Source organism: Pseudobutyrivibrio sp. 49 (assembly GCF_900100545.1).
GTDB lineage: Bacteria > Bacillota > Clostridia > Lachnospirales > Lachnospiraceae > Pseudobutyrivibrio.
The window spans coordinates 193,270-205,624 of record NZ_FNDP01000003.1 but is presented as its reverse complement, the minus strand read 5'-3'; the positions used below and the strand labels follow the sequence as shown (position 1 = coordinate 205,624).

Genomic DNA, 12,355 nt, shown 5'->3' with positions numbered 1-12,355 from the left:
CCCATACCAATAATTCCTGTAATGACTTTTTCCATAGACAATTTTCTTTTCCGTGAGAAATTTCTTTCAGAATCAATACAGAAAGATTTTGCATTATCTGCAATTGTTTTAATTTGTGAAATCAAAAGTTTCTTTACCATTTGTGGTTTCATGTGCGCCTCCCTGAAATTTGTAAATATACTTACAATTTCAAGGGCCGCTTTCGCTACCTATGAAAATAATCAGTAGCGAAAGCGGCCGCACTTTTCTGCATTATTGTCAACCCTTTTTAGAAAAAAAGACCCCTGCACCATTTCTGATGCAGAGATCTTTATACATCCCTCTTAACTTAATGACATTGCCCCTCAATGGGAAGGCTTGTTGCCGTAACTAGCGGATTATAGTAAATTCTTAATTGCTTCAACATCATCCATAGAGATCTGCTGAGCTGCCTCATTTTCTTTCTGGATTTCAAGGTAAACTTCCTTGCGATAAATTGATATATCCTTTGGAGCTGAAATACCTATTTTGACTTGATCACCGCGAACTTCAAGGACTGTAATCTCGATGTTGTTGTTGATCATAATAGCGTCGCCTGTTTTTCTAGTTAATGCCAACATCGCTACTCACCATCCTTTCCATGTATTGCGTCATGAATAAGGTATCTTACCGGCTCGTTTCCATCGATGATAATCTGATCACCTACATTAGTGTCAGTATTAATAACGATAGGTGCCTTTAAATTGATAGATGCCTCCTTTGGATTCTTAGGAACACGCACAGTAACAAGTACGTAGGTGTTATCCTCATTTAAATCCCCAAGCTGTTCTAGTGAATCCTCGTTTAAAGCTGGTGCATAATCCGGCTTCACAACGTGTGGAAGCATAACTGGCATAGCAAAATCTGTCTCATCCAGAGATTGCAGCCACATGATATTGCCCTTGTCCTTCTTCTCTTCGTCGAAAATGAGCGTGTATCTCTTCATGTCTGGAAAACCTATAAGCCCATGAATGAGATTGATGATTTTTTCATCAGCAATTTCAATTTCGCCGAATAATCTGGTATTTACGCGCATTATCCTTTCTCCTTTGTGAAATTATTGGTTACAAGTAATTCAACAATGTAGAATCGCCCAGCTTTCCAGCGGCTGTAAGCGACGCCTGATATGCGGTGTAAGCGGCTGTATAATCGATGATTATCTGGGATAAATCTAAATCATCGTTTGTAGACTGAAGACTCTGTACAGTTTGTCGCTGATCCCCCACGCGTTTCTCTGTTAATTCCAGCGACTGCTTCTTACATCCCAAATCAGTAATTCCTAAACTTATTGTAGCATAATATTCATCAATTTTGCCTAGTTCGGTGCTAAAAAGTTTTTGTAAATTGTCCTCGAAGTAATCTCTTTCTTTCTCAATAGCCTTATACCAAGTGTCTAAATAGCCCTGATATTCGTCACCAGCGTATTGGGTTTCACCCTTCATTCTTTTGATTTCATCCAGCTTATTATTGGCTTCAATAGTATTCTTTACTGCCTCAATCATCTCTGAAAGATCACGCTGGATGTCGCTTGTGAATACATCACAGGCCTCTGTATTAATAGAGATAGTCTGATTCGCAGCTACCGTATATTCGATATCAAAGTAGATTCGCTTTCCATTTTCATCATATTTTGTATATGGAATATTTGTATCTACATCGTTTGGATCATAGCGCTTCTGGCAGTTGTAATAATATTCAGGTCGAAGCTCGCCCTCTTTGAAGCCAGTCTTGTCGTACTCAATATCTATAGTGGCATTCTTGTTTTTTAGTGTAGCTGCAACATTCTTTCCAAGTATTAAGTCTCCTGTTTCTTTGATGATAATTATGGCATCATCTGGAACAGTCTTAGTTCCCTTTGCACTTAATATATTTGTTGCATCTGTTGCATCAGCTATTTCTGCATCGCTCCATTCTGTTTCATTGGCGAATACAAACAGATTGATTCCTCCATCATTACGTGGAGTAGTATTATCATTTATAACTGTGTCAATCTCATCCTCTGTCTGACCACCTGATAAATCGTAATATGAGAAAGCAGCTATCTGATTTCCATCTCCATCCTTGATTGTCATCTTATTAATCGAATCATGGTCTACATCAGTCAGCGCATAATTAAGACGGATTCGATAATAATTTGTCTGCTCCATATCATCAATAAAGGTATAGTTTGGATCTGTTGGGTCAAGACCTAGGAATGGATTCTTTACTTCATCAGCAGTGGTTGGCACCTTATTTACGCCATCATAATATCTGTGCTCTTCCATGTTTGTCTCTGCCGTAAGAGTCTGATTAATTCTATATCTTGTCTGAGTTTCATCCTCTGTAAATACAAGATTACAATTTGTTCTGTAGCCTGTAAAAACTGTACGCTTTGCATAATCAGCATTTCCTTCTGCAAACACCTGCTTCTGAAGTGATTCAAGCTGTGTAATCATTGTATTTCTATCATCAGCATTATATGTATCAGAAGAGCCTGTTACTGCAATTTCTTTACAGTCCTTCATAAGACTTCTAATGTTGATAAGTGATGTCTCTGAAACATCAAGCCAACTGGCTGCATCAGGAATATTCTTGCTGTAGTACTGTGTAACCTGAGAGAGCGTGGTAGACAATCTGAGGGAACGAACAGCAACTACTGGGTCGTCAGAAGGACGGTCAATCTTCTTCTGGGAAGTCATTTGTTTGTTTCTGGTGTTGACCATCTCCTTAGTGCTGTTGATATTGGAAGCCGCGTTGTTCATTATCATTTTGTTTGTAACTCTCATAAAAATCACCTCTAAAACACTACTTTTTTTCAGGCTAGCGGGAAAGCAGGGGCCATTTATAATTGCCTTCGGCAATGGGCCCCGCTGTGGGAGAACATTTTCATAAGCTAAAGCATATGAAAATATCCTCCATATTAAACTCCAGTCTGAAGTATCAATCTATCATATATTTCGGCGAACACCGATATACATTTAGATGCCAGGTTGTAAGCATTCTGGAATTTCATCAAATCCAGCGCCTCTTCATCTTCATCAACACCTGACACTGACATTCTCTGCTCGGAAATCTGCGTCTTAATATTGGTGAAGTTCTTTGTGAATATGTTACACTCCTGCGTGTCTACAGTAACATCCGCGTAGATACACTGAAGGAATGCATCACCGCCACCACCTCTGAATAGCTTTGTCTTGCTCTGTAATTTCTGAAGTTCCTCTACTAGATGAGCTGCATCAACACCGTCCGTATAATTACCCTTGGTGGTTGTAGCAAATAATCCTGCATCCTTATCAGAATCCTTTGCGATAGTGACGTTCTTCGCTGTCAGGAGATAATAAGATTCATAATTCTTTGTCGCATCCTCATCATCTGCTGCACTGTAAATAGTTGCAGATGTTTTGTCATCTCTCATCTGATGCTCGATATTTAAATCAATCTTATCTTTAGCAATGAAGAAGGCGTTCATTAAATCACCGTTCAAATCCACACCCATCTTGTTAAGATATTCATTTAATTTTTCCTGACTATCAATTAGATTTCCTTCTGCGTCGTATACCTCTCCAACCTTTATTTCTCTGATATCTGTTATCGGATTTCCGTTATCATTGTATACTTCTGTTCCGATTTCTATCTGATTAAAAGCCTCGCAGAAATTTCTCAGGAAAAGATTCATCTGATTGTGGTAATAAGGAATTCCCATATAATCCACATCATCACCTACCTGAAGCTTTTTGGAAAGCATATTTCCCTGCTCCTCTACTGTCAGTGTCTGGTTCAGATAGAAGGTTATACTTTCAATATTTCCATCTTCATCTGTGTTATAAGAAAAGCTGTTGTAGGTATATTCCTTGTTGTTTACGTCAAGAGAACCACGTGTTGGCATGTTCAGCTCGTTGATATCTGTAATAGATAGATTCTGAACGGTGATGGTCTCGGCGTCAGCATTTGAAACCACGGCATGAAGGTTCTCATTGTTATTACCATCACGAACCTCAAACATAGCCTTCAGTTCTCCACCATTTCCACTTGGAGTAGCGTTAAATTTGTTGCCATCCTGAGTCCAAACGATTTCATAAAGACCATCGATATCAGACTGATTGTGATTCTGATCCAACTCTCTTGATACTACAGAAAGAGTGTTGTGCTCATAGGTATCTACAAGAATTTGTCCGTTAATATAGACCTGATAATAAGTAGCGCCTGTATCCATATCTGGATAATTTGAATTCTGTACCTTCTTTTCAGTTGCAGATACATCCACAATCTTTGAAAGCTTATCGACCAGAACCGCACGCTGGTCGCGAAGCTCATTTGCATGTCCTCCACCCTGCTCGATAGTATTAATCTGCTTATTGAGGATGGATATCTTTTCAGCTATCGAATTAATATCATCCACAGCTGTTTTAATCTCATCATTAATTGAGCTCTGCAAATCATCCAGCTTGGTAGCCAGCTGATTAAAGTACTCTGTCAGCTGCTTGGCTGTAGAAATGAACTGCTTTCTTACTGTGTCATCTCCAGGATTTCCCTGAAGAGTACTCATGGCGTTGTACATCTTGGTATAAATAGTGGTAAATCCAGTGTCCAGATTGGTCTCATTGAAGTAGTTCTCAATCTGCTTCATGTAATACTCTTTCTTCTCATAGAAACCTAGAGCTGAGGAATTATTCCAATATTTCTCATCATAATAAAGATCTCTTCGCTGAGTAACTGACTCTGCCTCTACACCAGTACCGGTAGTACCCCAGCTCTGGTAGCAACGGAGTGCTGATGAAGCTACAGTGTTTACAACCTGTCGACTGTAACCATTCGTATTTACGTTAGAGATGTTGTTTGCAGTGGTGTTAATCTGAGCCTGTGAAGTATTAAGGCCAGAGGCTGCAATTGTTAATCCAAAGAATGTTGATGACATAGGCTAATTCCTCCTGTCATTACCGATTAAACATGTCCAAGTGATGTGACAAGATGCTCAATCATTTCGTTTACTACGTTTATATATCGGCTGGCTGCGTTATATGCCGACTGATATTTAATCATTATTGTAAGCTCTTCATCAGAAGATACGCCGATTACACCCTGGCGGCTAAATTCTATTTCTTCCTTTGTTCCCAGTAGCGATTCTGCTGTAGACTTATATACGTTACCAGTGTTTCCGATTTCACCAATCCACTTAACGTAGAAACCTGAGTAGCCACAAGGTGTGGTATCGCTAGGATTAAGGTTAAAGTCCTGAGCTGTCCAAATAGCACTGAGGGCTGCACCCAAGTTGTGATTAACTGCTATCTTATTTTCCTTATACATGAGATGTGGAAGATAAGATTCCTGCTTTTCAAGCTCCTCATTCATTCTGAGGTTCTTTAAGGTGTAGCAGGTATTAGCATCGTCTAAATCTTCTTCGTTGTATACATACACCTGGACTACTTCATCATGAGTAGTACCATTACCATCATCAATAGTAACAGTTACATCCATAATCGAATTGTTTTTGAATCTGTCATAAGCACTTCTTACAAAAAGCTCTCTTGGTGGATACTCCAAATCGCTACCTAACGAACAATTTTCCTTATCAAGGATGTGCACTTTGCTGGCATCAAGTGTGACTGTCTCACCATTTTCATCTATGTAGGTAGCTGTTACAGCCCCTGAATAAACTTCATCTAAAGCTATGATTGGACTGTAGATGTTGTTTATTTCAGTTACAATCTGATGAATCAAGGTATCAAGCTCTGCCTCTGAATTCATCATGATTGAGTTTGCCACTCCCTCTTTATAAACATCAGATGAGATGTAATTTCCTTCCTCGTCATAGAAATCTCTGTAATCACTCCAGGTCTCACCTCTTGCCAAAAGAAGTGCCTTTACCTCTCCAATATCCGAGTCCTTCTCTGCACTTACGTTTGTTAAGTCATATATTGGATAGTAGTAATTCTGACTTGGATCGTCAGGATCATTTATCTCTGACATATGTGGCCAGTAAGGTGTAACGAAACCTGTCTTTCTGTCTGTAAGATTTCCAACTGGGTGATATGTTACCTCGTCGATAAACTCCACCTGCTCAAGCTCCACATGAACAACGCCCATGTTGTCCTCACGATATGTGATTCTTGCTAATCCTGAAAGTTCATCAATCAACAGATCTCTCTTATCTCGAAGGTCCATGGCCTTCTCGACGCCTGCTGATTCAATGGCCTGTATTCTTAAATTTAACTCGACCATCTCTTTTCCAATTTCATTGATGCGGTTCAGCTTCTCGGAAATCTTTGAATTGATAATGGTCTGATAATCTTCAAATCCATCTTCAACCGTTGTAGCACGGGACAAAAAAAGGCTAGCCTTCTGCAAAACAAGATTCTGGTTAACTGTATCTGAAGGATCTTTGGCAAACTCTTCAAAGGCCTCCTCAAAATCTTTGATGGCGTCTTTGAAAGCTTGTCCGTCAGATTCCTGCAGATGAGTGATAACCTCCTGCACTGCTTCTGAACTAGCGTCATAAAAAGAATGTCGCCCATTCTCACTTCGATATGCTTTATCTAAAAAGATATCGCGAGCGTGGACGATCGTTCCAACTTCCACACCGAGTCCACGGTACTGTGTACTCACTGCGGCTTCACCTATTTTTTGATAATTTCTATCTTCATAAACAACCTGCTCACGAACATAACCTTCGGTATTTACGTTCGAAAGGTTGTTAGCTGTTGTATTTAATCCATGTGATGCTGACTGTAGGCCAGATGCTCCAACATATAAGCTTCCAAAACTATTAGCCATAGGTCCTCCTTAAAGCTGCTAATCTTTAAGGACATCCGTTTCCTACTGTTTAGCGTCAAATCCTGATTTACCTAACAAATCTCCTGTAGTCTCTGCATCCCTGCCATAATTGGACGTCTGTGGTGCCTGTCTTGCACTCTTGATTAGGGTAATATCAAATTCAATCATCTCCAGCGCCTGGCGCAGGAGATTCTGAGTCTGAATATTAAGCACCTGAGCATTATCAGCTGCTTCCTTCAATTTACCCCTGGCAGTTATAAGTTGTTTTCTTTCTACAGGCTGGTTCGCCAAATTATCGATCATCCATGAAACGGTAATCTGCTCCCCGTCATGACCCATTACTGCTGCAATATGTCGCAGTAATTCGGCGCGTCGCTTCTCCAACTCCAATAATGAGTCTGCGATGGCTTGCTCCTGAGAGGTAATAGCTTCCAGTACGTCAAGCTTCTTATGGATAATAGAATCCTTCTTTTCTCCATTAAGACTAATTAACTTTTCATACTGCTCTGTTTCACCATCCATAGTTAAGAGCAATTCATCCATTAAACTAGCCACGCAATCTTCCTCACTTAAACTAAATCTGACCGAACTGAGACAATAATTTATCTGCGAAGTCTTCTGTGCTGACTTCGTAAGTACCAGCTTTGATTCTAGCCTTGATGTCTGCTACTAGATCTTCTCTGATATCTGCCGCCTCAGATACTGCTGCCTTAGCTACATGGTAGTCTTTACCTGTAGATGAAATCTGAACCTGGTCACGGCCCATTCCATTTGTTTTAGCAGCCTGTGTCGTGTTTTTAGTGTTTGATGACTGATAGAGCTGAGCTACCTGATTGTAAGCCTCTATACGCATATCGCCACACTCCTTTCCTCCCTTATTCAGGTGATTCTTTTTCGGGTTATCCCCCAACCATCTTTTTCCTACATTCCATTTATCGGAACAATTTAGTAAAACTTTATACCTATAATAAAAAAATTTAACAAAATTTTCAAAATTTCTTCTGTCATTATTATTATCGGCATCAAATAAAAAAAAATTGACCCCAGAGTTGAGAGGTCTCTGGGGTCGGTCTGAGAATTGTATTGTATAGAGAAATAAGATATAAGCTAATTCATAATCGCCTCTAATGGATCTAAATCTCCATCAGGGTCTTCAAAGATATATTCAGCTCTTTCTGCATCTATTGCTTCTGGATCTATTGCTTCTGAATCATAACCATAGTTTTCATACTTCTTTGAAAACTCATCATAAGTAATTATGTCATCTTCATCTGTATAGAAGCCTTCATCCTTTAATGCCTTAAGTGTATTTGTACAATCTACTGTCAGCTCTGCGTATATGCTTTGTTCATGCATAATTGTCTGGCCGCTATAAGCATTGTCATAGAAGGTTTCGCTGTCAGAGAAGTAAACTACATCCGGATTTCTAACTATAAAGTCAAAGGAATTATATAAACGCACCTTGTTATTCTCGTCATATTTATAATCATAGCCTGCAAAATCCTGCTGGAATACCTTTCCTGCTTCGATATCCTTAAGGAAGGCTTCGTATACTCTCTTGTATTTTGCCTTTTTCTCCTTAGTGCTGAGCTCATCAAACTCATTGTATTCAAAGTAATAATCATTGTTTTCTGGAACATCTACTAAAGTAGCAAAATCCATTGTCTTAATCTCACAGTCATTCCAGATATTTCCAATGATGTGCTCTTTGATTCTTCCTGGATTATTAACAAAATCCAAGATTGGCTGTGTAGCTGCCAGATATTCTGGTGTAACTACTGAAGCTTCTGTATTAATTACAGGATAGCTTCGGATAACAATCTTTCCGTTCTTAAGCTTGTAGCGGATAGAGAAGGTTTTTCCATCCACATCTGGATAATTGTAATTAATATTTCTAAGTTCCTTCTTATCTGTAAGGAAGTTCTGATGAATCTGTCTGAAGGCCTCGATATCCATCTCATCTGTAAAAACCATGGTGTAATTGTTATCGATACCTGCCCACTGAATGTCCTTTAACGCTGGAACTCTGTTTTCAATTCCCAGCACATCTAGTCTCATACAAAGAAGTACTCCAAGTGCTGCAAGTGAATAAACGGCACAGGCAAAAGCTTTCTTTGCACAGAAAACTCTTAAAGTCTTCTCAATAAGCATCTGTGTAGCAAAATATATTATCGCTCCCAAAATCAGCGCTGATACAATAGCTATTCCATATTTCATGTCATAGGTAAGAGATGTAAGCGCCTCTACCATTCCTGAAATGAAAGCACCTGCTACCATCGAAATAAAGAAGGACATTCCAACGGAAAATACTGGTTTCATAAATGGAACAGCAATGAAATCGAGTACTGTCTCAAGCTTCTTAAATCTATAAAGCTGGTAGCTCACAATAATGATAACTAGCGCAGCTGCTGCGTAAATTGCAAGAACATGTCCGCCTGTAAAGCTGTGCTTAAACTCTATTACTCGCTCGTAGTTGTCATCCATAACTACATCAGAAAATACCTTGGCATTATTAGGAATGTATAACACAGGAGTCCAAATCCTATACTGTATTCCGTTCATAGCCTCTGACAATCCCCACATGAGGATACTTGCAGTAAGACGAAATGCAATATCCATCATAAGATAGAGGAAATTAAATATAAAATAGAAGATAATGCCAGTAACAATCTGACCTGAAATCATCAGCGAAAAAATCGCTACTGCCGTAAATAGCAAGGTTGATACTGCTACAACAAGTGCCCAATACCATATACAAGAAAGACCATCACATCCACGGGCCGCTGCTGCAATTGTCATAATGACTGATGCCAATATTACTGGCACAAGGCTTACAGTAAGGCTTGATAAGATACCTGTGAAAAACAGGCTTCTTCTAGTAACTGGAAAAGAGTGCATCATATAGCTGTCTCTTCTATTGAATAAATACCAAAAGGTAATTCCTGTAACGATAATGGAAATAATGATGGTAATAAAGGTAGTCGGCATAGTACTCATATGCTCGAAAAGTCGCATTTCCATTGTATAACCAAGTCTTGAGTACCAGTCATCTCCATTTATATTAGCAGTGCTGATTACGAAATATACTGGAAGCATCAACAATAGGAGGACGAAATATAGTAACCCTGCAATCCATGTTCTGCTAATATTCTTTTTAAACAAAGCCATATTAAAAAATGATGTCTTTGACTGCATAGTTCTCACCTCCCAATTCATAAATAAATATCTCTTCAAGGGTAAGTGGAAGCACATCCATCAGAAGTGGATTCATCTGACCAATTGCCTGCTCTGCAGCTCTAGGTTCTCCCTTGACTATAAGTGTATGTACACGTCCGTTAGTAATCTTCTTTAATACTGTAATATCATCTGGAAGCTTTGGCATCTCGCCCTCAAAGGCAATCTGAATCTTAGTAATGGAAGTCTGAAGCTCATCAAGTGATCGCTCAATAAGAATCTTTCCATTATTCATAATGCCCACATGGTCGCATACATCCTCAAGCTCTCTAAGGTTATGTGAACTTACAAGAACTGTAAGACCATTCTCCGCAACATCGGACATAATAAGGCTCCAAATCTGACGGCGCATTACAGGATCAAGACCATCCACTGGCTCATCCAAAATCATAAGCTCTGGTCTGGCTGCGATAGAAAGCATAAATGCGACCTGCTTCTGCATTCCCTTTGAAAGACTGCGAACCATCTTCTTAGGATTAATTGCTGGGAAACAATCCATAATCTTCTTGAAAAGTGCCTCGTCAAAATTTGGATACATATTCTTATAAAACTTCATCATATCCAAGGTGTTAGCCTGTGTAAAAAAGAAGATGTCGTCTGGAATGACCGCATATCTGCTCTTGATTGCCTGATTTTCATATACTGGCTGTCCATCAATAAGAACCTGTCCAGCATCCTGCTTATACACGCCACAAAGGTGACGAATAATAGTAGACTTACCAGCGCCATTTGGTCCTACCAAACCATAAATGGCACCCTTTTCTACATGCATATTTAAATCATCAAGGGCAATGAAGTCTCCAAATTTCTTTGTAACATTATTTACCTGAATCACCCGTTGCCCCTCCCTTCGCTATCTCTTCAATTCTTCTGATAAGGATATCCTTATCCTGGCACAGATACAGAAGTTCTTTTACTATCTCATCGAATTCTTTCATAAGTTCTTCATTCCTCCCAGTTGCAACGTCCGCTCTTTCTGCGGCATAGCTGCCTTTACCTGCTATTGTGTAAATGTACCCTTCCTGTTCCAGCTCACGATAAGCCTTCTGGATGGTGTTTGGATTGATAGATAAACTTGTAGCAAGCTCTCTAACACTTGGCAGTTTCTCATCCGTTCGTACAGCCCCTGACACCACCAGGCGTCTTAGGCCATCCTTTATCTGCTCATATATAGGCTTGGAATCCCTGTAATTTAGTTGAATCAAGCTAGTACCTCCTCACGGTATTCAGTTATACTGTATTAGCTGTTCTAATACACTTATAGCACACCGTATTTTTAGTGTCAACAAGTTTTTTGGGGAATTTAGAAGCATGTCCTATAAAGTAAAAAACTGCAAGACCTTTCAGTCTTGCAGTCAGTATTGAGAATATAGATATCTATAAATTATAAGAAATTAACTCTGTCAGAAATATGCTTTTGCATATTTATTACATCATGGTCATAAGGCTCATCCATAAGTACTGATTTGATAATGAAATCAGCCGATGCCTTATTAACCGCAATTGGAATATCATAAACCTGTGCAATTCTCATAAGAGCCTTAACATCAGGGTCATGTGGCTGTGCTGTAAGTGGGTCTGAGAAAAATACGATTAAATCGATTCTTCCCTCCACTACCTTTGCTCCGATTTGCTGGTCTCCTCCAAGAGGACCTGAATTATAACCTCTAACTGTAAGACCTGTTTTATCGGATACCAGACGGGCTGTAGTACCTGTGCCGCAAAGAAAATGATTCTTTAAGATATCTTTGTTTGCCTCGCACCAGTTAACAAGAGTCTGTTTCTTTCCATCGTGAGCAATCAAAGCAATGTTTTTCTGTCTCCCAATAGTAAAAGTAACCTTATCTTCCATATAAGCCCTCCGTTTGTGCTGTTTATTTATGCTGCGTTACATACCTCAAACAACTCATCACAGTGATTTCTAATCAAATCCTCGAGGCTAAGCCAGTAGCTAGCATCCTCCTCTGTGTGATTACTGTATGCATATATATCAGCAATTTTTGCGCAGAATGTCAATAGCATTTCGTCCTCTGCGCCTTCAATCATTGCTGGTAATCTATCCTGAAGCAGCTTGTATACGTCCTTCTTCGCCTTATATTTTAATAATGCTCTATATAAAGCTTCTTTCTCCGCATCTGAGATATTCTCGATAAAGCCTTCTAATTTCTCTTTTGCCTGCATCAACAAAACCTTCCTAATCTATATGTTATGTAAATAATTATTTTATATAACGTTTTTCAACAGGAGGTAATTTATCATGAAAACTATAGAAGGTCAATTAGTTTTCATATGTTTGGCAAGAACACTCAAATTTTGGCAATATTTCCAATCGTTATTGGCAATAATTTTTACA

Annotated in this window: 12 protein-coding genes; all 12 read right to left on the bottom strand. The window is 39.2% G+C overall.

Translation table 11 applies throughout. The features are described from left to right. Positions 1-377 precede the first annotated feature (377 nt). Positions 378-599: a carbon storage regulator CsrA gene (csrA, locus tag BLP54_RS05290; RefSeq protein ID WP_090167478.1), complete on the bottom strand. Its 222-nt coding sequence runs from the start codon at positions 597-599 to the stop codon at positions 378-380. Between the two features lie 2 nt (positions 600-601). Beyond that, positions 602-1,054 (bottom strand): flagellar assembly protein FliW, encoded by a 453-nt coding sequence (fliW, locus tag BLP54_RS05285; RefSeq protein ID WP_090167476.1) that lies wholly within the window; start codon positions 1,052-1,054, stop codon positions 602-604. Positions 1,055-1,082: 28 nt separating this feature from the next. Next, the gene (gene flgL / locus BLP54_RS05280) at positions 1,083-2,783 is read right to left on the bottom strand and encodes a flagellar hook-associated protein FlgL (protein ID WP_242870631.1); all 1,701 of its coding nucleotides are present in this window, start codon (positions 2,781-2,783) and stop codon (positions 1,083-1,085) included. Positions 2,784-2,917: 134 nt separating this feature from the next. Continuing rightward, on the bottom strand, positions 2,918-4,912 hold the full coding sequence (gene flgK / locus BLP54_RS15785) for a flagellar hook-associated protein FlgK (RefSeq protein ID WP_176754477.1): 1,995 nt from the start codon (positions 4,910-4,912) through the stop codon (positions 2,918-2,920). Positions 4,913-4,938: 26 nt separating this feature from the next. Next, positions 4,939-6,768, bottom strand: a complete 1,830-nt coding sequence (locus BLP54_RS05270) for a flagellar hook-associated protein FlgK (protein WP_090167505.1) — start codon at positions 6,766-6,768, stop codon at positions 4,939-4,941. A gap of 42 nt (positions 6,769-6,810) precedes the next feature. Next, complete coding sequence (locus tag BLP54_RS05265; RefSeq protein WP_090527668.1) at positions 6,811-7,323, bottom strand: flagellar protein FlgN; 513 nt, start codon at positions 7,321-7,323, stop codon at positions 6,811-6,813. Between the two features lie 19 nt (positions 7,324-7,342). Further along, a complete protein-coding gene (gene flgM, locus BLP54_RS05260) occupies positions 7,343-7,621 on the bottom strand; it encodes a flagellar biosynthesis anti-sigma factor FlgM (protein ID WP_090167473.1) in 279 nt (92 codons plus the stop codon). Positions 7,622-7,875: 254 nt separating this feature from the next. Next, on the bottom strand, positions 7,876-9,963 hold the full coding sequence (locus BLP54_RS05255) for a hypothetical protein (RefSeq protein ID WP_090167471.1): 2,088 nt from the start codon (positions 9,961-9,963) through the stop codon (positions 7,876-7,878). Further along, positions 9,938-10,837, bottom strand: coding sequence for an ABC transporter ATP-binding protein (locus tag BLP54_RS05250; RefSeq protein WP_090167469.1), 900 nt, complete (start codon positions 10,835-10,837; stop codon positions 9,938-9,940). The genes BLP54_RS05255 and BLP54_RS05250 overlap by 26 nt, the downstream gene beginning before the upstream one ends. Continuing rightward, positions 10,821-11,207 (bottom strand): GntR family transcriptional regulator, encoded by a 387-nt coding sequence (locus tag BLP54_RS05245; RefSeq protein ID WP_090167467.1) that lies wholly within the window; start codon positions 11,205-11,207, stop codon positions 10,821-10,823. Before BLP54_RS05245 ends, BLP54_RS05250 begins: the two co-directional genes overlap by 17 nt. 179 nt (positions 11,208-11,386) lie before the next feature. Beyond that, positions 11,387-11,854: a methylglyoxal synthase gene (locus tag BLP54_RS05240; RefSeq protein ID WP_090167465.1), complete on the bottom strand. Its 468-nt coding sequence runs from the start codon at positions 11,852-11,854 to the stop codon at positions 11,387-11,389. A gap of 26 nt (positions 11,855-11,880) precedes the next feature. Beyond that, positions 11,881-12,183 (bottom strand): hypothetical protein, encoded by a 303-nt coding sequence (locus BLP54_RS05235; RefSeq protein WP_090167463.1) that lies wholly within the window; start codon positions 12,181-12,183, stop codon positions 11,881-11,883. Positions 12,184-12,355: the final 172 nt, after the last annotated feature.